The 20992-nt window shown below is 67.0% G+C and carries 20 protein-coding genes and 2 tRNA genes; 14 read left to right on the top strand and 8 right to left on the bottom strand.

Going from position 1 to position 20992, the window contains the following annotated elements; all coding sequences use genetic code 11:
• Positions 1-10: 10 nt before the first annotated feature.
• Positions 11-457: a MaoC family dehydratase gene (locus IE113_RS07495; RefSeq protein WP_189540683.1), complete on the top strand. Its 447-nt coding sequence runs from the start codon at positions 11-13 to the stop codon at positions 455-457.
• A gap of 4 nt (positions 458-461) precedes the next feature.
• Here the strand turns inward: IE113_RS07495 and mutL are convergent, their stop codons facing one another.
• Complete coding sequence (gene mutL / locus IE113_RS07490) at positions 462-2267, bottom strand: DNA mismatch repair endonuclease MutL (protein ID WP_189540048.1); 1806 nt, start codon at positions 2265-2267, stop codon at positions 462-464.
• Positions 2268-2451: 184 nt separating this feature from the next.
• Here mutL and IE113_RS07485 point away from each other — a divergent pair, with 184 nt between their 5' ends.
• From IE113_RS07485 to IE113_RS07465, 5 genes are all read left to right on the top strand, one after another.
• Positions 2452-3498: a rod shape-determining protein gene (locus IE113_RS07485; RefSeq protein ID WP_189540046.1), complete on the top strand. Its 1047-nt coding sequence runs from the start codon at positions 2452-2454 to the stop codon at positions 3496-3498.
• A 49-nt stretch (positions 3499-3547) separates the two neighbouring features.
• A complete protein-coding gene (locus tag IE113_RS07480; protein WP_189540045.1) occupies positions 3548-4447 on the top strand; it encodes a rod shape-determining protein MreC in 900 nt (299 codons plus the stop codon).
• A complete protein-coding gene (locus tag IE113_RS07475) occupies positions 4447-4998 on the top strand; it encodes a rod shape-determining protein MreD (RefSeq protein ID WP_189540043.1) in 552 nt (183 codons plus the stop codon). The genes IE113_RS07480 and IE113_RS07475 overlap by 1 nt, the downstream gene beginning before the upstream one ends.
• Positions 4998-7106: a penicillin-binding protein 2 gene (gene mrdA, locus IE113_RS07470; protein ID WP_189540041.1), complete on the top strand. Its 2109-nt coding sequence runs from the start codon at positions 4998-5000 to the stop codon at positions 7104-7106. The genes IE113_RS07475 and mrdA overlap by 1 nt, the downstream gene beginning before the upstream one ends.
• Positions 7107-7251: 145 nt before the next feature.
• Positions 7252-7327, top strand: a tRNA-Lys gene (locus IE113_RS07465).
• 105 nt (positions 7328-7432) lie between these two features.
• Here IE113_RS07465 and IE113_RS07460 read toward each other — a convergent pair.
• The 4 genes from IE113_RS07460 to grxC form a co-directional block, all read right to left on the bottom strand.
• A tRNA-Arg gene (locus IE113_RS07460) sits at positions 7433-7509 on the bottom strand.
• A 62-nt stretch (positions 7510-7571) separates the two neighbouring features.
• The gene (locus IE113_RS07455; protein ID WP_189540039.1) at positions 7572-8033 is read right to left on the bottom strand and encodes a DUF1178 family protein; all 462 of its coding nucleotides are present in this window, start codon (positions 8031-8033) and stop codon (positions 7572-7574) included.
• Positions 8030-8845: a carbon-nitrogen hydrolase family protein gene (locus tag IE113_RS07450; RefSeq protein WP_189540037.1), complete on the bottom strand. Its 816-nt coding sequence runs from the start codon at positions 8843-8845 to the stop codon at positions 8030-8032. Before IE113_RS07450 ends, IE113_RS07455 begins: the two co-directional genes overlap by 4 nt.
• Positions 8846-8852: 7 nt before the next feature.
• A complete protein-coding gene (gene grxC, locus IE113_RS07445; protein ID WP_189540035.1) occupies positions 8853-9116 on the bottom strand; it encodes a glutaredoxin 3 in 264 nt (87 codons plus the stop codon).
• Between the two features lie 161 nt (positions 9117-9277).
• On the opposite strand from grxC, the gene IE113_RS07440 reads away from it, so the two are divergent.
• A complete protein-coding gene (locus IE113_RS07440) occupies positions 9278-9748 on the top strand; it encodes an Hsp20 family protein (RefSeq protein WP_189540032.1) in 471 nt (156 codons plus the stop codon).
• Positions 9749-10202: 454 nt separating this feature from the next.
• Here the strand turns inward: IE113_RS07440 and pyrG are convergent, their stop codons facing one another.
• From pyrG to tpiA, 3 genes are all read right to left on the bottom strand, one after another.
• Complete coding sequence (gene pyrG / locus IE113_RS07435; protein WP_189540030.1) at positions 10203-11837, bottom strand: CTP synthase; 1635 nt, start codon at positions 11835-11837, stop codon at positions 10203-10205.
• Between the two features lie 139 nt (positions 11838-11976).
• A complete protein-coding gene (gene secG / locus IE113_RS07430) occupies positions 11977-12369 on the bottom strand; it encodes a preprotein translocase subunit SecG (protein ID WP_189540028.1) in 393 nt (130 codons plus the stop codon).
• A gap of 71 nt (positions 12370-12440) precedes the next feature.
• Positions 12441-13199 carry a triose-phosphate isomerase gene (tpiA, locus tag IE113_RS07425; protein WP_189540026.1) on the bottom strand — a complete coding sequence of 253 codons (759 nt, stop codon included), beginning with the start codon at positions 13197-13199 and terminating at the stop codon, positions 12441-12443.
• 243 nt (positions 13200-13442) lie between these two features.
• On the opposite strand from tpiA, the gene IE113_RS07420 reads away from it, so the two are divergent.
• From IE113_RS07420 to moaC, 7 genes are all read left to right on the top strand, one after another.
• Positions 13443-15380, top strand: a complete 1938-nt coding sequence (locus IE113_RS07420; RefSeq protein WP_189540024.1) for a peptidylprolyl isomerase — start codon at positions 13443-13445, stop codon at positions 15378-15380.
• A gap of 14 nt (positions 15381-15394) precedes the next feature.
• Complete coding sequence (locus tag IE113_RS07415; protein WP_373297850.1) at positions 15395-16912, top strand: anthranilate synthase component I family protein; 1518 nt, start codon at positions 15395-15397, stop codon at positions 16910-16912.
• 67 nt (positions 16913-16979) lie between these two features.
• Positions 16980-18071, top strand: coding sequence for an alpha/beta fold hydrolase (locus tag IE113_RS07410; protein WP_189540022.1), 1092 nt, complete (start codon positions 16980-16982; stop codon positions 18069-18071).
• Positions 18072-18082: 11 nt separating this feature from the next.
• Complete coding sequence (locus IE113_RS07405; RefSeq protein ID WP_189540020.1) at positions 18083-18667, top strand: anthranilate synthase component II; 585 nt, start codon at positions 18083-18085, stop codon at positions 18665-18667.
• The gene (gene trpD, locus IE113_RS07400; RefSeq protein ID WP_189540018.1) at positions 18664-19629 is read left to right on the top strand and encodes an anthranilate phosphoribosyltransferase; all 966 of its coding nucleotides are present in this window, start codon (positions 18664-18666) and stop codon (positions 19627-19629) included. Before IE113_RS07405 ends, trpD begins: the two co-directional genes overlap by 4 nt.
• Positions 19626-20414: an indole-3-glycerol phosphate synthase TrpC gene (trpC, locus tag IE113_RS07395; protein ID WP_189540017.1), complete on the top strand. Its 789-nt coding sequence runs from the start codon at positions 19626-19628 to the stop codon at positions 20412-20414. Before trpD ends, trpC begins: the two co-directional genes overlap by 4 nt.
• Complete coding sequence (gene moaC / locus IE113_RS07390) at positions 20407-20880, top strand: cyclic pyranopterin monophosphate synthase MoaC (protein ID WP_189540015.1); 474 nt, start codon at positions 20407-20409, stop codon at positions 20878-20880. Before trpC ends, moaC begins: the two co-directional genes overlap by 8 nt.
• The last annotated feature ends 112 nt before the right edge of the window (positions 20881-20992 follow it).

The following is a 20992-nucleotide window of genomic DNA, read 5'->3' as shown; positions in this document are numbered from 1 at the left end:
GGATGACGGGCTGGTCTATTTCGAGGATCTGGAAATCGGGGCGAAAGCCGCGTTTGGCCGCTATGAGGTCACCCGCGAGGAAGTGATCGACTTCGCGTCGAAATACGATCCCCAGCCCTTCCACCTCGATGATGCCGCCGCAGCCGCCACCCACTTCGGGCGCCTGTCGGCCAGCGGGTGGCATACCTGCGCGATGGTCATGCGCATGCTGGTGGACAACATTACCGAACGTAAGCAGGCCGGGCTCGGCTCGCCGGGGCTGGACGAGCTGCGCTGGCACCGCCCGGTGTTTCCGGGTGACGTGCTGCGGGTGGAAACGGAACTGACCTCGAAAAAGCAAAGCCAGTCACGCCCGGAAATGGGCAGTTTCCAGTCGGTCGTGCGGGTGTTCAACCAGGACGACGTGATGGTGATGAGCATGAAGTCCATCGGCCTGATCCGCGTGCGCGGGGCCTGAACCGCTACTTCCGCCCGAACAGCTTCTCGATGTCGCCGTGCGCCAGCTTGACCCAGGTCGGGCGGCCATGGTTGCACTGGCCTGAGCGCGGGGTCACTTCCATCTCGCGCAGCAAGGCGTTCATTTCCGCAACCGACAGCGTGCGCCCGGCCCGGACGGAGCCGTGGCAGGCCATCGTCGCCAGCACCAGATCGAGCCGCTCGCCCAGCAGCAGCGCGTCGCCGTTGTGGGCCAGATCGTCCGCCACATCGCGCACCAGCGCCTGCACGTCGCCCTTGCCCAGCACCGACGGCACGGCGCGGACCAGCATTGCGGTGGGGCCGAAGCGTTCCAGCGCCAGCCCGTATTCCGCCAGTTGCCCCGCGCGCTCCTCCAGCCGGTCGCAGGACGGCTCGTCCAGTTCAACCACTTCCGGCAGCAGCAGCGCCTGGCTGGCCGTGACCGCACCTTGCGCCCCGGCCGCCTTCAACCGCTCCAGCACCAGCCGCTCATGCGCGGCATGCTGGTCGACGATCACCAGCCCGTCCTCCGCCTCGGCGACGATATAGGTGTTGGAGATTTGCCCCCGCGCCACCCCCAGCGGGTGCTGCGCCGAGGGCGCGGGTGCGTCGTCGGCCACTTCCGCACGGGCGGCGGGCGGCGCCATGACGGATTGCTCGTAGCCACGCCAGGCCGCCCCCGCATCGCGCACGGCGGCACTCGGCGGGGCATACTGGCGCGCGAACAGCGATGAGAGCGCCGGGGCAGGCTCGCCCGGGCGGGCAATCGGTTCCGCCTGCCAGTTGGCCATCGCCGGGGCGGCGGGGGCCTGCGCGCTGCGCTGCCCCGCACTGTCGAGCGCATGGCGCAGCCCCGACACGATGAAACCGCGCACGAACGCCGGGTCGCGGAAGCGCACTTCGGTCTTGGCGGGGTGGACGTTGACGTCGACGTCTTCGGGCGGAATGTCGAGGAACAGCGCCAGCACCGCGTGCCGGTCCCGCGCCAGCATGTCGGCATAGGCCCCGCGCACCGCGCCGACCAGCAGCCGGTCCTTCACCGGACGGCCGTTGACGAACAGGTACTGGTGATCGGCCACGCCCCGGTTGAAGGTTGGCAGCCCCGCCACGCCAGACAGGCGTGCGGCCCCGCGCTCCAGTTCGATCACCACGCCGTCATCGGCCAACTCGCGCGCGACCAGCTGCGCCACGCGGTGCGGCAGGGAGTCGCCGGGCTGCACGGCCAGCACGCGGCGGCCATCGTGTTCCAGCACGAAGCCCACTTCCGGCCGGGCCATCGCCAGCCGGCGAACCACATCGAGGCAGGCGGCATATTCGCTGCGGGCCGAACGCAGGAACTTGCGCCGGGCCGGGATCTTGCCGAACAGGTCCTCCACCCGGATGCGGGTGCCCGGCGGCAGCGCGGCCGGTCCTTCGGCCGTTACCGTGCCGTGATCGACCACCCGGCGCCAGCCCGCGTCAGCGCCGCGCGGGCGGCTTTCCAGCGTCAGGCGCGACACGCTGGCGATGGAGGGCAGCGCCTCCCCCCGAAAACCCAGCGTGGCGACCAGTTCGATGTGTTCGTCAGGCAGCTTGGAGGTGGCATGGCGTTCCAGTGCCAGCGCGATTTCATCGGGGCGCATCCCGCAACCGTCGTCCGTCACCTCGATCCCGTCCAGCCCCCCGCCGCTGAGCCGCACGGTCACTTGCCGCGCGCCCGCATCCAGCGAATTTTCGACCAGTTCCTTGAGCGCCGAGGCCGGACGTTCGACCACTTCCCCCGCCGCGATGCGGTTGATCAGGGTCTCGGGCAGGCGGCGGATCGTGGGCATGGGATTTGCCTAGCGACGAGTTGCCGGAAATTCGAGATCAAGAGTGGGGAAAACCCCCGGATTCCGCACAAATTTTTGGCATTCGCCCATGCCTTGCGCTAAGGGGGCGCCTTCATTGCTCACCTGCTTCCCATGCGCGGCTGCGAATCACCTGGTCGTGGGGGTAAAAAATACGGACTTCTCAATGTCTTCGTTCCTGTCGCGCTTCCTGAAATTCGGCTCCCAGAACATGGCGATCGACCTGGGTACGGCCAACACGTTGGTCTACGTCCAGGATCGCGGGATCGTGCTCAACGAACCCTCCGTCGTGGCAATCGAAACGATCAACGGGATCAAGCGCGTCAAGGCCGTGGGCGACGATGCCAAGATGATGATGGGCAAGACCCCCGACAGCATCGAAGCGATCCGTCCGCTTCGCGATGGCGTGATCGCCGACATCGAAGTCGCGGAAGAGATGATCAAGTATTTCATCCGCAAGGTCCACGGCAAGAAGAGCCTGCTGCGCTATCCCGAAATCGTGATCTGCGTCCCCTCGGGCGCGACCTCGGTCGAAAAGCGCGCGATCCGCGATGCCGCAAGCAACGCCGGCGCCAGCGCCGTCTACCTGATCCTCGAACCGATGGCCGCCGCGATCGGCGCGGACATGCCGGTGACCGAACCGGTCGGCTCGATGGTGGTGGACATCGGCGGCGGCACGACCGAAGTCGCCGTGCTGTCGCTGCGCGGGCTGGCCTATACCACCTCGGTCCGTGTCGGCGGCGACAAGATGGACGAAGCCATCGTGTCCTACGTGCGCCGCCACCACAACCTGCTGATCGGTGAGGCAACCGCCGAACGGATCAAGAAGGATTACGGCGTCGCCACGGTGCCGGCAGACGGCGTGGGTGAAACGATCCAGATCAAGGGCCGCGACCTTGTGAACGGGGTGCCCAAGGAAATCACGATCACGCAGGCGAACATCGCCGAGGCGCTGTCCGAACCGATCGGCGCCATCGTCGAAGGCGTGCGCATCGCGCTGGAAAACACCGCGCCGGAACTGGCCGCCGACATCGTCGACCAAGGCATCGTCCTGACCGGCGGCGGCGCGCTGATCAAGGGGCTGGACGAGTATCTGCGCGAGGAAACCGGGCTGCCGGTCAGCATCGCGGAAGATCCGCTGTCCTGCGTTGCGCTCGGCACGGGCCGCGCCATGGAAGACCCGATCTATCGCGGCGTGCTGACGACGGCCTGAATGCACGCGCCTGGCCCCAGCATCGCCGGGCGGAAGGAGTAAGGCTGGCATGGTGCCGCCCGCAAACCGGCGTCCCGGCTATTCGCGCAGGGCGCAGTACGGCAACTTCCTGGGCTATATCATCGCGTTCATCGGCCTGGCCGTTGGCGTGGCGGTGTTGCTGATTTCAACCGGCAACACCGGCGCGTTTTCCGGTGCGCGCATGGCCGCCAGCGATGCGACCGCGCCGGTCGGCGAAGTTGCCGCCAAGGGCCGAACCGAGGCGCGCGGATTCCTTGCGGCCGTGGGCGGGTTTTTCACGTTCGGCAGCCGGATGGCCGATCTGGACCGTGAAGTGCGCATTGCCCGCGTGCAGCTGGCCGAAGCCGAAGCGCTGAAGCACGAAAACGCCCAGTTGAAAGCGATGCTGAAGCTGAGCACCGAGGAGCCGCGACCGGTGGCGGTTTCACGCCTGATCGGCTCGACCTCTACCAGCAGCCGCCGGTTCGCCACGCTTGGGGTGGGCACCGACAACGGCGTGCGGGTGGGCATGCCGGTGCGTTCGCCGATGGGACTGGTCGGCCGGGTGCTGGAAGTGGGCAATTCCAGTGCACGGGTGCTGCTGATCACCGATACCGAAAGCGTGGTGCCCGTGCGGCGCGCCCGCGATGGCATTCCCGCCTTCGCCACTGGCCGGGCAGACGGAACGCTGCAGTTGCGCCTCATCACGCTGGGCATCAATCCGCTCAAGCAGGGTGACGCTTTCGTCACGTCCGGTTCGGGCGGCCTCTACTGGCCGGGCACGGCCATCGCGGTCGTCACCGAAGTGACGCGCGACGGCGCCATCGCCCGGCCGCTGAGCGATCCCGGCAGCACCGAGTTCGTCGAGGTGCAACCGCTCTGGACCCAGCCCGCGCCCGCCGCCGCACAGCCCGCCGCTACCGCCGCACCGGCAGCGGAGCCGCGCTGATGCCGGGGCCGTACCTGGATGAACGGCACGAATTCCCGCGGCAGCGGATCAACCGGGCTCCTTCGCCGGTGCTGGCCGTGGTCATGCCGTGGCTGCTGGTCATGCTGGGCAGCCTGGCCCCGCTCCTCCCGCTGATCGCTTCGGCTCCGGTAGTTCCGCCGCTGGGCTTTCTGTTCCTGATGGCCTGGCAGCAATTGCGGCCGGGCCTGTTTCCGGTCTGGGCGGGATTGCCGCTGGGCCTGTTCGATGACCTGTTCAGCGGGCAACCGCTGGGATCGGCCATGGCGCTGTGGTCGGTTGCGGTCATCGGCATGGACTATTTCGAGGCACGGTTTCCCTGGCGCGGGTTTGCGCTCGACTGGTTGCTGGCGGCGCTGGTGATTGCCGCCTACCTCGCGTTGTCGCTGCAGGTCGCCAACCTGGCTGGTGGGGCCACGCCGCTGTTCGTGCTGGCTCCCCAGTTGGCCGTCGCCGTGCTGATCTACCCGCTGACCGCACGGATCGTCGGTGCGGTTGACCGGTTCCGGCTGATCCCGGTGCGGGCGGTCTGATGCTCGGCGGTAGCCAGCACGTCAGTTCCGGGACGCTGCGCAACAGCTTTGACCGGCGTGGAGTGGTGATTGGCGGCCTGCAACTGGGCGTCGGCGTGCTGCTGGCCGCGCGCATGGCGTGGATCGGGCTGTTCCAGAACGAGAAGTATACGACCCTGTCGGAAAGCAACCGGGTCAACCTCACCCTGATCCCGCCCCGGCGCGGCGCGATCCTCGATCGCAACAATGCCCCCATCGCCGCCAATCGCGCCGATTTCCGCGTCGACCTGATCCCGGACCGCCTGACCGATCCCGATCGCACCCTGACGGAACTGGGGCAACTGCTGGCGCTGACCGACGTGCAACTGCGCGACCTGCGCGACAAGCTGGAAAAGGCCCACGGGTTTCAGCCGGTGGAAGTCGCCGCCGGGCTGGACTGGGATCGGTTCGCCGCCGTCAGCGTGCGCCTGCCGGACTTGCCGGGCGTGCTGGCGCAGCGCAGCTTCTCGCGCTGGTACCCGACCGGCCCGTCGGTGGGCCACCTGATCGGCTATGTCGGCACCGCCTCGGCCGAGGATTACGAGAAGGAGCGCAACCCGCTGCTCATCACGCCGGGCTTCAAGGTTGGCAAGGACGGGCTGGAAAAGCACTTCGAACAGCGCCTGCGCGGCGAACCGGGCGCGCGCCGGGTGGAAGTGACCGCATCCGGCAAGGTGGTGCGCGATCTTGAAATGCGCGAGGACGTGCCCGGCCAGCCGCTCAAGCTGACGATCAGCGCCCCGCTGCAGGACTATGCCGCGCGGCGGATGGGGCCGGAATCGGGCGCGGTCGTGGTGATGGACTGCCAGACCGGCGACCTGCTGGCGATGGTTTCGATGCCCAGCTTCGATCCCAACAACTTTTCCGACGGCATTGGGCGAATCGAATGGAAGATGCTGTCGGACGACGACCATGTTCCGTTGCGCAACAAGGTTTTGCGCGGGCTGTTTCCGCCGGGCTCGACGATCAAGCCTGCCGTCGCGCTCGCCTTCCTGGAAGCCGGGCTGGACCCGAATGCCGCCGTCAATTGCAGTGGCGGCTTGCGGGTGGGCAACCGCGTGTTCCACTGCTGGCAGCGGCGCGGCCACGGCCATACCGACATGGCCAAGGGCATCTATCAGAGCTGCGACGTCTATTTCTATCACTTCGCCCAGCAGATCGGGATGCAAAAGATCGCCGACATGGCCCGCCGCCTTGGCCTGGGCCAGTCGTTCGACCTGCCGGTGCTGGGGCAATCCTATGGCACCGTGCCCGACCCGGCGTGGAAGGAAAAGAAATACGGCAAGCCCTGGGCCGTGTTCGATACGGTCAACGCCACGATCGGCCAGGGCTATATGCTGGTTAATCCGCTGCAACAGGCCGTGATGTCGGCCCGCATCGCCTCCGGGCTGGAACTGCAGCCGCGCCTGCTGTTCGATCCCAAGGCGCCGCAGCCCAAGTCGCTGGGCATCCCGCAGGAACATCTCGATTTCGTGCACAAGGCGATGAGCGACGTCGTGAACGGCCCCGGCACCGCCGGTCGCGCGCGGTTGCCGATCGACAACGTGCTGATGGCCGGCAAGACCGGTACGGCCCAGGTCGTCAGCCTCAACATCAGCGACGGCAAGAGCGGGGCATGGAAATACCGCGACCACGGCCATTTCGTCTGCTTCGCGCCGTTCGACAAGCCGCGCTATGCCTGCGCCGTCATCGTACAGCATGGCGGCGGTTCGGCCGCCGCCTATCCGATCGCGCGCGATGTCATGACCTTCCTCTACGATCCCGCCAAGGCGATGCAGGTGCTGCTCGAGATGGAGGCCGGCTGGGGTGGCACGCCGCAGCAACGCCAGGCCGCCAAATATCGCAGCTATGCCGAGCGCTACGGCGTGACCGCCCCGCGGGCCGGCGATGAAGCGGATCTGGAACGCGTGCGCGACCGTGCCGATTCAGAGGCGGCGCGGCCCCAGGCCATCAACACCGAAGCGACCCAGCCTCGCCCCGAACCGGACATTCCCGCCAGCGCGCCCGCGCCGCGCCCGGATTCGCCCCCGGCCGCAGCCCCGGCACCGGCGCCGGTCGCCACGCCCGCCCCCCAGCCCGCCCCCGGATAGCGCCTGTTTTCAAGACGTTGCACCATAATCCGGGCCGGTTTCCGCGCTGGCGAAAAAAAGTTCAAATCCCCCCTTCCCTTACCCGAAGATTCCGCTAAAGGAGGCGCTCCCCGACGCGTCGGGGGCCGCGGAAAAGCCGCCGTGTGGACGCATAGCTCAGTTGGTAGAGCAGCTGACTCTTAATCAGCGGGTCCTAGGTTCGAGCCCTAGTGCGTCCACCACCCTTCCCCAAAATCCAGCAAGACTGATTGGTTCGGCCGATGGGTCTAACGCGCGGCTAGTGCTGGCTCGGATAGCGTGAACGAGAAAAGTGCTGGCGGAAAAGTTGGTGCGCCCGACGGGATTCGAACCCATGGCCCCCAGATTAGGAATCTGGTGCTCTATCCTGCTGAGCTACGGGCGCCCGGCGCTCTCATAGGCGGCGGTGGGTGCAGTTGGCAATCGGGTGGATGCAGGCCGCCGCAATCAGTTGAGCTTGTCTGGCGGAGCCACCGGGAATGGCAGCGGCAGGACCGGGATGCCCTCTTCCACCAGCGCCTTGGCCTCGTCCACACTCGCCTGGCCATAGACCGGCGCGGGATCCTGTTCGCCGTAATGCATGGCGCGGGAAACGTCCGCGAACTTGTCCCCCACCCACTGCGATTGCTTGATCGCTTCGGCCTGAAACTCGGCCAGCCGGGCCAGCATGGCCTGCGCTTCGGGCGGCAAGGCACCGCCGGCCAGCGGCGGCGCGGCTGGCTGGGCCGAGGCCTGATTGCCCTTGCGGGGCACGGCCGGCGCCATTGGCGCCTTGCTGACGCTGGCGCAGCCGCACTGCGGGCAGGTCACCAGCGCGCGCGCCTGCTGCGCCTCGAAATCTTCGGACGAGGCAAACCAGCCCTCGAAGCGGTGGCCGTGATCGGCACAGGTCAGGTCGAACACGATCATGGGATGGACCGCTTGTTGAACAGGCTTGGCAGCTGGGCGCGCACTTCGGCAAGCCGGGTGAGGTCGAGCTCGACGCATTCCACGCGGGCGGCATCTCCCCCCATGTCCGTCAGTACCTCGCCCCACGGATCGATCACCAGGCTGTGGCCATAAGTTGCCCGGCCGTCCTCGTGCTGGCCGACTTGCGCGGCGGCGACCACAAAGGCGCTGGCCTCGATCGCGCGGGCCCGTTGCAGCACGTGCCAATGGGCCGCGCCCGTCGGCACGGTGAAGGCGGCCGGGATGGCGATAACATCGCATTGCTGGCGGCCCAGCGCCTCGAACAAGGCCGGAAAGCGCAAGTCGTAGCAGATCGCCAGCCCCAGTCGCCCGACTGGCGTGGCGACCGTTACGACCGCTTCGCCGGGCGTATAGGCATTCGATTCGCGCCAGCTTTCGCCGGTGGCCAGATCGACATCGAACATGTGGATCTTGTCATACCGGGCCGCGATGTTGCCACTGGCGTCGATCACGAAGCCGCGATTGGCCCAGCGGTCATCGCCTTCGCGCGCCACGGCCAGGCTGCCCAGGTGCACCCAGGTGCCCGTCCGGGCGGCGGCATCGCGCACGGCCGCCAGCACGGGATTGTCTGCCTCGGCCACGATGTGTCCGCTGGCTCGCGCGCGGTCGCGATCGAGCAGGCCCGACATTTCGGGCGTAAACAGCATCGCCGCCCCGCCCGCCGCGGCACCTTCCACAGCTTCGACCAGCGCCCGCGCATTGGTGGCCGGATCGATGCCGGTGGTCATCTGGAACAACGCGATCCGGGTCATCGGCCGGTCACAGCCCCAGCATCGGGTCCAGCTTGCCCGCGCGGTCCAGCGCGTGCAGATCGTCGCAGCCGCCGACCGGCTGATCGTCGATCAGGATCTGCGGCACGGTCATCGCACCGGGGACACGGGCCTGCATTTCGTCCCGCTTCGGCCCGCCCATCGTGATGTCGTATTCGGTGTAGGTCATGCCCTTGCCGTCGAGCAGCGCCTTGGCCCGCACGCAATAGGGGCAGCCCCACTTGGTATAGATCTCGATCTTCGGCGTCGGCATTGGCGGTCCTTTCCGGCGGGGCTGGCGATCACCCCTTGAAACGGCTGTGCGCTATCATATCTGTGGAGAGGTGTCATGGCCCGCAAGGGGATGACGCCAGCGGAAGCGCCGGGTTTCGGGCTTCCTGAACTGAACAGAATTGCTCATTGGAGGATTTTGCCATGAACCGTTTCGATTTCACCCCCTATCGCCGCACCATGGTCGGCTTTGACCGCCTGTTTGACCTGCTCGAGAACCACTCGCGGCTGAACAGTGGCGACAATTACCCGCCCTTCAACATCGAACGCCGGGGCGAAGACGCCTATCGCATCACCCTGGCCGTCGCCGGGTTCAAGCCGTCGGACATCGAGATTACCGCCCAGCAGAACCTGCTGGTCGTCCAGGGCCGCAAGAGCGAGGAAGCGCCCGCCGGCCAGTTCCTGCACGTCGGCATCGCCCAGCGCGGGTTCGAACGCCGGTTCGAGCTGGCCGACTACGTCCGGGTGGACGCCGCGAACCTTGAAGACGGCTTGCTGGCGATCGATCTGGTGCGCGAAGTGCCCGAAGCGATGAAGCCCAAGACGATCCCGGTCGGCACGCAAAAATCGCTCAGCGTGGTGCGCGATACCGATGCCGAAAGCGCCGCTGCCTGACCGCAGCGGGCGTCGCTGACCCAATTTCCGGTGTGACTGAAACGCGTTGGGGGCGGAGCCTTGCGGTTCCGCCCCCGCGATGCTTTCGCACCGCCTTGTCGCTACCTTGATCGTCCGGGTCGCAGAAGACGATCAGAGCGCCACAAGCTGAAAATCTGGTCACGAACCGATCCGTATTTCACCGGCAGTACTGCATTTCAGGTCCGCAAGGAAAACACAACGAACGGGGTTACGAACGGGTAACCCGCATTTCGGACGTCTCGACAACTCCTTGTGACCCAACCCGGTTTTTCCGGTGTTATTGCGAATCCGTCTTAACGAAACTGTCGCTACGGGGTTGGCCTCCGCTTTGGCAAGATGTTTCTTTGGTTAGCATCAAGTTGCAACCGATTGCCTTGAAACCTTCTCACAAATTACCCCGCGCCGAGCCAGCCGGGGGCAATCGAGCGCGCGTTCAGACCAGTCGCGCCTGACGCAGCGCAGCGGCAATGAAGCCGGCAAACAGCGGATGCGGATCGAACGGACGGCTCTTCAGTTCCGGGTGGAATTGCACGCCGACGAACCACGGATGGTCCGGGCGCTCCACGATTTCCGGCAACAGGCCGTCAGGCGACATGCCGGAAAACACCAGTCCGCCCTGCTCCAGCCGGTCACGGTAGGCGCTGTTCACTTCATAGCGGTGCCGGTGGCGTTCGAAGATGCTGGTTGCCCCGCCGTAGATGGCCGAGACATGGCTGTTGGCCGAAAGCTTCGCCTCATAGGCGCCCAGCCGCATCGTGCCGCCCAAATCGGTATCCGCCCCGCGCGTTTGCAGGCCTTCGGGGCTCATCCACTCGGTGATGATGCCGACCACCGGCTCGGTCGTTTCGCCGAACTCGGTCGATCCGGCCCCGGCAATACCGGCGGTGTTACGCGCGGCTTCGATGCAGGCCATCTGCATGCCCAGGCAAATGCCGAAGAACGGAACCTTGCGCTCGCGCGCGAAGCGAACGCTGGCGATCTTGCCTTCGGATCCGCGAATGCCGAAGCCGCCGGGCACCAGGATGCCGTGCATCGGCTCCAGCCGGGCGGCGATTTCCTCGTCGTCCGCTTCGAACAGTTCCGCGTCCAGCCACTTGATATTGACCTTGACCCGGTTGGCCATGCCGCCGTGGACCAGTGCCTCGTTGAGCGACTTGTAGGCATCGGGCAGGCCGACATACTTGCCGACCACACCAATGGTGACTTCGCCTTCGGGGTGCTGATGGCGGTCGACGATATCGTCCCAGCGCGCCAGGTCGGGCGCCGGTGCGGTCATCCCGAAGTGGTGCAGCACTTCGGCGTCCAGTCCTTCGGCGTGATACTGCAGTGGCACCGAATAGATGCTGGACGCATCGAGCGCGGGGATCACCGCTTCCTTGCGGACGTTGCAGAACAGCGCGATCTTGGCGCGCTCGTTATCCGGCAGCGGCTTTTCGCAGCGGCACAGCAGGATGTCGGGCTGGATGCCAAGGCCGGTCAGCTCGCGCACGGAATGCTGGGTCGGCTTGGTCTTCAGCTCACCCGCCGCGGCGATGTAGGGCACCAGCGTGACGTGGACAAAGCAGGTCTGGTCGCGGTCAAGCTCGTTGTGCAGCTGGCGCAGCGCCTCGATGAAGGGCAGGCCTTCGATATCGCCCACGGTGCCGCCGATTTCGCAGAGCACGAAATCGAGGTCGTCGGTATCGGCCTTGGCGAAGTCCTTGATCGCGTCGGTCACGTGCGGGATGACCTGCACGGTGGCGCCCAGGTAGTCGCCCCGGCGTTCCTTGGCGATGATGTCGCGGTAGATCCGGCCCGAGGTGATGTTATCCGCCTGACGCGCCGAAACACCGGTGAAACGCTCGTAATGCCCCAGGTCGAGGTCGGTTTCCGCGCCATCGTCGGTCACGAACACTTCACCGTGCTGATACGGGCTCATCGTGCCCGGATCGACGTTCAGATAGGGATCGAACTTGCGAATGCGGACCTTGAATCCGCGCGCCTGCAGCAGCGCTGCGAGGCTTGCCGCCATGAGGCCTTTGCCGAGCGAGGAGACCACGCCGCCGGTGATGAAAATGAACCGCGCCATGGGAGTTGCGCCTTAATCCGAACAGGGGGGATACCGCAAGCCAGGCTTGCGGCAATCCACAGTTGAAATGAAACAGCCCGCCGCACCCCGCGCGCCAGCAAGCGGCTGCGCGCGGGCGGAGACGGGCGGAAAAGCGGAGTTACTGCTTGGTCGCGCTGCCGAGCGGATCGGCCGGAGCCGCCGGAGCCGCTGCCGGAGATGCACCCGGCGCGGGCTGCGCTGCCGCGCCCAGCGGATCGACCGGGGCGCTCTGCACCGGCGCAGCGCCGCGTTCCAGCGACGTGTCCAGTTCGCGGCTGGACGTGGTGCCCACCGCCATGACGGCCAGCGCAATGCTCAGCACGACGAACAGGGTCGCCAGAATGGCGGTGGAGCGGGTCAGGAAATCCGCCGCGCCACGCGCCGACATCAGCCCGGTGGGGCTGCCGCCAACGCCCAGCCCGCCGCCTTCGGACTTCTGCATGAGAATGACCGTCACCAGCAGGGTGGCAACGATCGCCTGGACGACGGTAAGGAAGATGAACAGCGACATGGCTTTCCTGCGAATAACAGCAATAGCCGCGCATCTAGGCGCGCGCGGCCCGGCTTGCAAGCCGAAGGGGATTATTCGCTGACGGAGCCGCCCGCGGCAACGACGATGGCCAGGAAGCTCTCGGCCGTCAGGCTGGCCCCGCCGACCAGCGCGCCGCCCACTTCGTCCGCGCTCAGCAGTTCGGCGGCGTTGCCGGCATTGACCGAGCCGCCATAGAGGATCTGCACGCCAGCGCCGTCCTCGCCATAGATCGCCACCAGCCGGTCGCGAATCGCGCGGTGCATGGCGCTGACGTCGTCCACCGAGGGAACCCGGCCCGTGCCGATGGCCCAGACCGGTTCATACGCGACCGTCACTTTCGCGGCCACATCCTCACCCGTGGGGAGCGATCCCTGCAATTGCGCGCAGACCACGCTCTCCGCCTGGCCGGCATCACGCTCGGCCTCGGTCTCGCCGACACAGATGATCACATCGAGCCCGGCCGCCAGCGCGGCCCCGGCCTTCGCGAGGACCACGGCATCGCTTTCGCCGTGCATGGCCCGACGCTCGCTGTGGCCGACGATGGTGAAGCTGGCGCCCGCATCCTTGAGCATCGGCGCGGAAATGTCGCCGGTGTAGGCGCCCGACGGCTGGACATGGCAATCCTGCCCGCCAACGCCGATTTCCTGCACGGCGTCCGCCATCGGGTTGATCAGCGTGAACGGCGGCGCGATGGCCACGCGGACCCCGGCGGCCCGTGCCGCGCCGCGATCGATCGCCCTGGCCTCGGCCAGCAGCGCGCGGGTTCCGTTCATCTTCCAGTTGCCGACGATGTATGGGCGGTTAGCCATGAATTGTCCCTGTTTTGCCGATTCTGTTTCCGCCGGTTCGAATGCGGGCGGATTGCGTGCGCAAGCGCCTAAGCAAGCTTGGGCGCGCTTGTCAAAGCCCTGCCGCACCGCAACACGGTGAAGCGCACGCCCCCTGCCCCGGCTCCTTGCGCCATTGCGGGAAGCGCGAATGGTGCTTAAAGCCGCCGCAACAGTGCGGGAATTGCGGTTCGATTCCGGCAGCAAGGGTTTGACGACAAACACATGATCCAGTTCATTCGCAGCATGTTCTCCTCCAAGCTGGGCGCGATCCTCGCGCTTGGTTTCGTGGCGCTGATCGCCGTGGCGTTTGCCGGCGGGGACATTTCATCCACAGGCTCGTTCGGCGGCGTGGGCGGCGGTGACCGCGTGGCGACCGTTGGCAAGGGCAGGATCGACACGGCCGAACTGGAACAGGCCAGCGCCCGTGAGGTAAATAATCTACGTGCTCAATATCCGACGCTGTCGATGGCTGCCTTCGTCAATCAGAACGGCGTCAACCGCGTGCTCGACAACCTGATCGACATGAACGCGATCCGCGCCTTTGGCGAGGCCCACGGCATTCACATCTCCAGCCGTCTGATTGACAGTGAAATCGCCAAGATTCCCGATGCGCGCGGGATCGACGGCAAGGTCAGCGATGTCAGCTACCGGGCGTTCCTGGCCCAGCGTCGGCTGACCGATGCCCAGCTGCGCAACCAGATCGCGCAGCGCCTGATGGCCCGCCAGCTGGTCGGCGGCACCGAACTGGGTCTGGCCGTGCCGAACGAACTGGCCGTCCGCTACGCAGGCGTGAATACCGAGCGCCGCACCGGCCAGATCGCGCTGCTGCCGTCTGCCGTGTTTGCGCCCAAGGCGGTGCCGAACGACGCGGAACTGGGTAAATGGTATGCGGCCAACCAGAAGGACTATGTCCGTCCGGAAAGCCGGATCCTGCGCTACGCGGTGTTCGATGACAGCGTGCTGAAAACCGTGCCTGCCCCGACCGAGGCGGAAATCGCGGCGCGCTACAACGCCAACAAGGCGCAGTACGCGGCGTCGGAATCGCGCCGGATCGTCCAGCTGGTGCTGCCGACCGACGCAGCCGCAAAGGCCGTTGCGGCGGAAATCGCAGGTGGCAAGTCGCTGGAAGCGGCGGCTTCCTCCAAGGGGCTGGCCGTCGCCAACCTGGGCCTGCTGAGCCGCGAAAAGCTCTCTGGCCAGACCAACGCGGCCGTGGCCGAAGCCGCCTTTGCCGCCGCGCAGGGCAAGGTCATCGGCCCGCTCAAGACCCCGCTCGGCTTCGCGCTGCTGCGCGTCGACGCGATCGACGGCAAGCCGGCCCGTTCGCTGGAGCAGGTTCGCGCCGAGCTGGTCACCGCCATCGCCGCCGAAAAGCGCCGCGCGGCGCTCACCGACTTTTCCGCCGGGATCGAGGAAGAGTTCGACAACGGTGGCAGCCTCGCCGATGTCGCCAAGGAAATGGGCCTGACGCTGGCCAGCACCGCTGCCCTTACGGCGGATGGCAACGTGCTGGGCAAGCCGGGTGAAACCGCCCCGGCCGTGCTCGCCAAGGTCGTTCAGGCGGCCTTCGCGATGGAGTCCGAAGGGCAGCCGCAGCTGGCCGAAGTCGAGGCCGGCAAGACGTTCGTGATCTTCGACGTCGGCCAGATCAACACCTCCAGCGCCCCGCCGCTGGCTGAAGTGAAGGCGCAGGTGATCGCGGAATACCAGCTGGCCAAGGGCGCGGTCGCCGCGCGTGAAGCCGCCAAGAAGCTGGAAGCCGCCGCCAAGAAGGGCACCGACCTCTCGGCCGCCGTCGCCCAGCTCGGCCTGCCGCTGCCCCCGGTCGACAAGGTCGACATGGAGCGCGAACGGCTGCAGGCGATGGGCCAGCAGACCCCGCCGCCGCTGGCGCTGCTGTTTGCCGCCGCCAAGGGCAAGGTCGGGCTGCTCGCCGCGCCGCGCAATCGCGGATGGTATGTGGTCAAGGTGACCGACGTGATCCCCGGCAAGGTCGATCCCGCCGATCCGCGCCTGCCGGAATTCCGCCAGACCTTCCAGCAGATCACGGGCCAGGAATACTCCGCCCAGCTGGTCGCCGCCATGCGCAAGGAAGTGGGCGTGAAGCGCAACGAAGACGCGATCAAGGCCGCCGCCAACCGCCTCAAGGGCGGGAACTGATCCGGAGTTGCACGATGTCCGGCATGCGGCCTGAAAACTGGGATGCAGCCAGAGCTGCGCTATCGGACGGACGGCCTGCGCTGATCTGGCGGCAACTGATCGCCGACACGGAAACCCCGGTCGGCGCGGCGGTGAAGCTGATCGAGGACGGGCGCGGCGATTTCCTGCTGGAAAGCGTCGAAGGCGGCGAGGTGCGCGGGCGCTACAGCCTGCTGGGCCTCGACCCCGACCTGGTGTTCCGGGCGACCGGGGCGGCCTGCGAAGTCAACGCCGACTGGCGTCATGACCGCGCGGCGTTCAAGGCGCTGCCGGGTGACAGCCTGACCGAGCTGCGCGCGCTGGTCGCGTCCTGTCGGATCGACGTTCCTGCCGCGCTGCCGCCGGTGCTGGCCTGCCTGGTCGGTTACTTCGGCTATGAAACCTATGGCCTGGTCGAAAAGCTGCCGCGCCCGGCGGACAATCCGCTGGACCTGCCGGACATGCTGTTTGTCCGCCCCGCGCTGATCCTGGTGTTCGACCGGCTGAGCGATGCGCTCTATTGCGTCGCGCCGGTCTGGCCGGCAGCCGCCGCGCCCGAACATCTGCTCGAAGCGGCGCAGGAGCGGATCGACGCGGCGCTGCGCAAGCTGGCACAGGCCGCGCCCGTGGTCGCCAGCGCCCCCACCCTGCCCGAACCGGCGCTGATTCCGACGATGGCCCCCGGCCAGTATGCGGGCATGGTCGCCCGTGCGAAGGACTACATCGAGGCGGGTGACATCTTTCAGGTGGTGCTGGCGCAGCGCTTTACCTGCCCGTTCACCCTGCCCCCGCTGGCGCTCTACCGCGCGCTGCGCCGGGTGAACCCCTCGCCGTTCCTCTATTTCCTCGACCTGCCGGGCTTTGCACTGACCGGCTCAAGCCCCGAAATCCTGGTCCGCGTGCGCGACGGCGAAGTGACGATCCGGCCTATCGCCGGCACCCGTCCGCGCGGCAAGACGGCGGAAGAGGACAAGGCCAACGAGATCAGCCTGCTGGCCGATCCCAAGGAACGCGCCGAACACCTGATGCTGCTGGATCTGGGCCGCAACGATGTGGGCCGCGTGGCCGAGGCCGGCACCGTCCGCGTGACCGACAGCTACACCATCGAACGCTACAGCCATGTGATGCACATCGTTTCCAACGTGGTCGGGCGGCTCGACGCCGCGCATCACGATGCCATCGACGCCGTGTTCGCGGGCTTTCCCGCCGGAACTGTCAGCGGCGCGCCCAAGGTTCGCGCGTGTGAGATCATCGCCGGATTGGAGCCGGAAACGCGCGGCGCCTATGCCGGCGGGGTCGGCTATTTCGGGCCGGACGGCAATCTCGACAGCTGCATCGTGCTGCGCACCGGGGTGGTCAAGGACGGGCTGCTGCACGTGCAGGCGGGCGCGGGCATCGTGGCTGACAGCGATCCCGCCTATGAACAGCGCGAATGCGAAGCCAAGGCCAGCGCCCTGATCGCCGCCGCGCGGGAAGCCGTGCGCGTGGCGGGCGAGGCGCAGTTCGGCCAATAACAGCTGGACCAACAGCTGGACCAACGGAACCTTGACCGCACGAGCATGGCGGTTAGCAATGCCGCCCATGCGCAAGATTCCTGCCCTCGCCGCCGCCCTGCTGGCCGCCACGCTTACCGTTCCGGCAACCGCTGAAGACTGGGCCGCACGGGCCAGCGAGCGCGATATCGTTCTGAAGGATTTCCGCTTTGGCAGCGGGGAAACACTGCCGGAACTGAAGCTGCGCGTCACCACGCTGGGCACCCCGCGCCGTGACGCCAGCGGGGAAATCACCAATGCTGTGATGGTCCTCCACGGCACGGGCGGCACCGGCAAGCAGTTCTTCCGCCCGCAATTCGCGGATGAGCTCTATGGCCCCGGCCAGCCGCTCGACATCACCAGATACTACGTGATCCTGCCCGACAATATCGGCCACGGCGGATCGTCGAAGCCCAGCGACGGCCTGCGCATGGGCTTTCCGCGCTATGACTATGACGACATGGTCGCCGCCCAGCACCGCCTGCTGACCGAAGGGCTGGGCGTGAAGCGGCTGGAGCTGATCCTCGGCACGTCGATGGGCTGCATGCACGCCTTCGTGTGGGGCACCACGCGCCCCGGCTTTGCCCGGCGCCTCGCTCCGTTCGCTTGCAACGCCGTCGAAATCGCGGGGCGCAACCGGGCGTGGCGGCGCATGTCGATCGAGGCGATCAAGGCCGATCCGGTCTGGAACGGCGGCAACTATGCCAGCCCGCCGGAGCAAGGGCTGCGCACGGCCCGCTATCTCACCCTGATTGCCGGGGCGAACCCGGTCGCGTTGCAGGCCCAGCATCCGACTGCCGCACAAGCAGACGCCTACCTCGGCTCGGCCTATGCGGCCGCGGCGGCCGGGGGCGCGGATGCCAACGACCAGATCTATCAGCTCGACAGTTCGCGCAGTTACAATCCCGCCCCGTTGCTGGCGAAGATCACCGTGCACACGCTATGGATCAATTCGGCGGACGATTTCATCAATCCGCCCGAACTGGGGCTGGCGCAAAAGCACACCCGGCAAATGCCCCGCGCGCGCTTCATTTTGATCCCCGCCAGCGCCGAAACCAAGGGGCATGGCACCCATACCTGGGCCAAATTCTGGAAGCGCGATCTGGCAAAACTGCTGGCGAAACCGCCCGTCCGCGACTAGAGGCCAATGCCATGATCCTGGTCATCGACAATTATGACAGCTTCACCTGGAACCTCGTCCATTACCTGATGGAACTGGGGGCCGAGGTGGAGGTCGTGCGCAACGATGCGATGACCGCCGCGCAGGCCCTGGCCACTGGCGCGGAAGGCTTCCTGATTTCGCCCGGCCCCTGCACGCCCAATGAGGCCGGGATCAGCCTCGATCTGGTCGGTGCGTGCGCGGATGCGCAGCTGCCGCTGCTGGGCGTGTGCCTCGGCCACCAGTCCATCGGCCAGTATTTCGGCGGCAAGGTGGTGCGCGGCGGGCTGATGCATGGCAAGGTCTCGCCGGTCAGCCACGATGGCACCGGCCTGTTCAAGGGGCTGCCCTCGCCTTTCATTGCCACGCGCTATCACTCGCTGATCGTGCAGGACATTCCCAATACGCTGATCGTCAACGCCACCAGCGATGACGAGCACGTCATGGGCTTCCGCCACCGCGACCTGCCGATCCACGGCGTGCAATTCCACCCGGAAAGCATCGCCACCGAACACGGCCACGCGATGCTGGCAAACTTCCTGAACATCTGCGGGATCGAGGCGCGCGAGCTCGCATGACGCTGTCGCTGTCCGACGCCGAGGCGCTGTTCGGGCGGATGCTCGATGGCGAGATGGAAGACGGCGAGATCGCCGCAACCCTGATCGAACTCGCCGACCGGGGCGAAACCGCCGCCGAAGTGGCCGGGGTCGTGCGGGCGATGCGCGCGCGGATGCAGCGGATTGCCGCGCCCGCCGGCGCGATCGACGTCTGCGGCACCGGCGGTGACGGCCAGCACAGCCTAAACGTCTCGACCGCCGTGGCGCTGGTCGTCGCGGCCTGCGGCGTGCCCGTGGCCAAGCACGGCAATCGCGCGGCGTCGAGCAAGGCGGGCGGCGCGGACACGCTGGAAGCGCTGGGCCTGAACCTCGCCCGCGCCTCGGAACTGGCCGAACAGACCCTGCCCGACCTTGGCATCGCGTTCCTGTTCGCGCAGGCGCACCATCCGGCCCTTGCCCGCGTCGGCCCGATCCGCAAGGCGCTGGGGCGGCGCACGATCTTCAACTTGTGCGGGCCGCTGGCCAATCCGGCGGGCGTCACGCGCCAGCTGGTGGGCGTGGCGCACCCATCGCTGATCGCGCTCTACCGCGATGCGATGCAATTGCTCGATACCGAGGCCGCGCTGATCGTGTCCGGGGCCGAAGGGCTGGACGAACTGTCGATTGCCGGGACCAGCTATATGGCCAGCATCGGCCTCAGCGGCATTGGCACCGAGATTTCGCCCGATAACGCGGGCCTTGCCCCGCACCCGCTCGATGCGCTGCGCGGCGGGGATGCGGCCTATAACGCGGCCGCGCTGCGCCAGTTGCTGCTGGGCCAACCCGGCGCCTACCGCGATGCCGTCCTGCTCAATTCCGCCGCCGCGCTGCTGGTGGCCGGTGAGGTCGAGGACTGGCTCGAAGGGGTCGAGGAAGCCGCCGAGGCCATCGACAAGGGGCTGGCCAAGGGCCTGCTCGACTGCTGGATCGATACCGTACAATGACCGACAAGCTGACCGAAATCTGCGACACCAAGCGCCAGGAAGTCGCCGCGCGCAAGCCGCTGGCAAGCCTCGCTGACCTTGCCGCACGCGCCGCTACGCAGACCGCACCGCGCGGGTTTCGCGCCGCACTGGAAGCGAAAGCGGCGGATGGGTTTGCCCTGATTGCCGAGATTAAGAAGGCCAGCCCGTCGAAGGGCCTGATCCGCCCCGATTTCCACCCGGCGGACCACGCCCGGGCGTATCAGGCGGGCGGCGCGGCGTGCCTGTCGGTATTGACCGACGCGCCCTATTTCCAGGGGCATGAGGATTACCTGATCGCTGCCCGCGCGGCCTGCGACCTGCCGGTCCTGCGCAAGGACTTCATGATCGACACCTGGCAAGTGGCAGAGGCCCGCGCGATTGGCGCGGACGCGATCCTGATCATCGTGGCCGCGCTGGACGACGCGCTGATGGCGGAGATTGAAGCCGCCGCGCTGGAGCTTGGCATGGACGTGCTGGTCGAAGTCCACAACGAGGCTGAGATGGAACGCGCCGCGCGCCTGAAATCGCGCCTGATCGGCGTCAACAACCGCGATCTGAAGCGCTTCGTCACCGATATCGGTACGACCGAGCGGCTCGCCCCGCTGGCCCCTGAAGGCACCCTGCTGGTCAGCGAAAGCGGGATCAACAGCCATGCCGATCTGCTGCGCCTCGCCCCGTGCGGCGCGCGTACGTTCCTGGTGGGGGAAAGCCTGATGCGGCAGGCTGACGTTGCCGCCGCGACCCGCGCACTGCTGCATGGCTGATCTCACGCACCTCGACGCCGCCGGACACGCGCGGATGGTCGATGTCGGCGGCAAGGCGGCCACCCAGCGCGTCGCGGTCGCATCAGGCCGCATTACCATGAACGCGGCAGCCCTCTCGGCGATCCGCGACGGGACCGTGCCCAAGGGGGACGTCCTCGCCGCCGCGCGCATTGCCGGGATCATGGCCGCCAAGAAAACCGCAGACCTGATCCCGCTGTGCCATCCACTCGCGCTGGATGCCGTGACGGTGGATTTCGAGGTGGAAGCCGATGCGGTGCGCGTCACCACCACTGCCAGCCTGACCGGCAAGACCGGGGTCGAAATGGAAGCCCTGACCGCCGCCAGCGTCGCGCTGCTGACCATCTATGACATGGCCAAGGCGGTCGACAAGGCGATGGTGATCGACGGCGTGCGCCTGATCGAAAAGCGCGGCGGCAAGTCGGGTGATTGGCGCGCACCGGCCTGACGGTTCCACGGTTCCGCCAGATAGCTCGGAAATGGCGGAATTGCTTGACGGGCGAATCGAAGTTGCTTACTTGTTCCGCATTCGTTCACTGAACGATGCAGGAACATTCCGG

Origin of the sequence: Novosphingobium arvoryzae (assembly GCF_014652615.1) — a bacterium.
GTDB lineage: Bacteria > Pseudomonadota > Alphaproteobacteria > Sphingomonadales > Sphingomonadaceae > Novosphingobium > Novosphingobium arvoryzae.
Note: the sequence above shows the minus strand (reverse complement) of the source record. Positions and strands in the feature narration are given on the sequence as shown.

What these genes read in the sequence shown, in the direction of transcription:
- mutL (WP_189540048.1), bottom strand. Translation starts at nt 2,267, where the DNA reads ATGCCCACGATCCGCCGCCTGCCCGAGACCCTGATCAACCGCATCGCG.
- IE113_RS07485 (WP_189540046.1), top strand. Translation starts at nt 2,452, where the DNA reads ATGTCTTCGTTCCTGTCGCGCTTCCTGAAATTCGGCTCCCAGAACATG.
- IE113_RS07480 (WP_189540045.1), top strand. Translation starts at nt 3,548, where the DNA reads ATGGTGCCGCCCGCAAACCGGCGTCCCGGCTATTCGCGCAGGGCGCAG.
- IE113_RS07475 (WP_189540043.1), top strand. Translation starts at nt 4,447, where the DNA reads ATGCCGGGGCCGTACCTGGATGAACGGCACGAATTCCCGCGGCAGCGG.
- mrdA (WP_189540041.1), top strand. Translation starts at nt 4,998, where the DNA reads ATGCTCGGCGGTAGCCAGCACGTCAGTTCCGGGACGCTGCGCAACAGC.
- IE113_RS07455 (WP_189540039.1), bottom strand. Translation starts at nt 8,033, where the DNA reads ATGATCGTGTTCGACCTGACCTGTGCCGATCACGGCCACCGCTTCGAG.
- IE113_RS07450 (WP_189540037.1), bottom strand. Translation starts at nt 8,845, where the DNA reads ATGACCCGGATCGCGTTGTTCCAGATGACCACCGGCATCGATCCGGCC.
- grxC (WP_189540035.1), bottom strand. Translation starts at nt 9,116, where the DNA reads ATGCCGACGCCGAAGATCGAGATCTATACCAAGTGGGGCTGCCCCTAT.
- IE113_RS07440 (WP_189540032.1), top strand. Translation starts at nt 9,278, where the DNA reads ATGAACCGTTTCGATTTCACCCCCTATCGCCGCACCATGGTCGGCTTT.
- pyrG (WP_189540030.1), bottom strand. Translation starts at nt 11,837, where the DNA reads ATGGCGCGGTTCATTTTCATCACCGGCGGCGTGGTCTCCTCGCTCGGC.
- secG (WP_189540028.1), bottom strand. Translation starts at nt 12,369, where the DNA reads ATGTCGCTGTTCATCTTCCTTACCGTCGTCCAGGCGATCGTTGCCACC.
- tpiA (WP_189540026.1), bottom strand. Translation starts at nt 13,199, where the DNA reads ATGGCTAACCGCCCATACATCGTCGGCAACTGGAAGATGAACGGAACC.
- IE113_RS07420 (WP_189540024.1), top strand. Translation starts at nt 13,443, where the DNA reads ATGATCCAGTTCATTCGCAGCATGTTCTCCTCCAAGCTGGGCGCGATC.
- IE113_RS07415 (WP_373297850.1), top strand. Translation starts at nt 15,395, where the DNA reads ATGTCCGGCATGCGGCCTGAAAACTGGGATGCAGCCAGAGCTGCGCTA.
- IE113_RS07410 (WP_189540022.1), top strand. Translation starts at nt 16,980, where the DNA reads ATGCGCAAGATTCCTGCCCTCGCCGCCGCCCTGCTGGCCGCCACGCTT.
- IE113_RS07405 (WP_189540020.1), top strand. Translation starts at nt 18,083, where the DNA reads ATGATCCTGGTCATCGACAATTATGACAGCTTCACCTGGAACCTCGTC.
- trpD (WP_189540018.1), top strand. Translation starts at nt 18,664, where the DNA reads ATGACGCTGTCGCTGTCCGACGCCGAGGCGCTGTTCGGGCGGATGCTC.
- trpC (WP_189540017.1), top strand. Translation starts at nt 19,626, where the DNA reads ATGACCGACAAGCTGACCGAAATCTGCGACACCAAGCGCCAGGAAGTC.
- moaC (WP_189540015.1), top strand. Translation starts at nt 20,407, where the DNA reads ATGGCTGATCTCACGCACCTCGACGCCGCCGGACACGCGCGGATGGTC.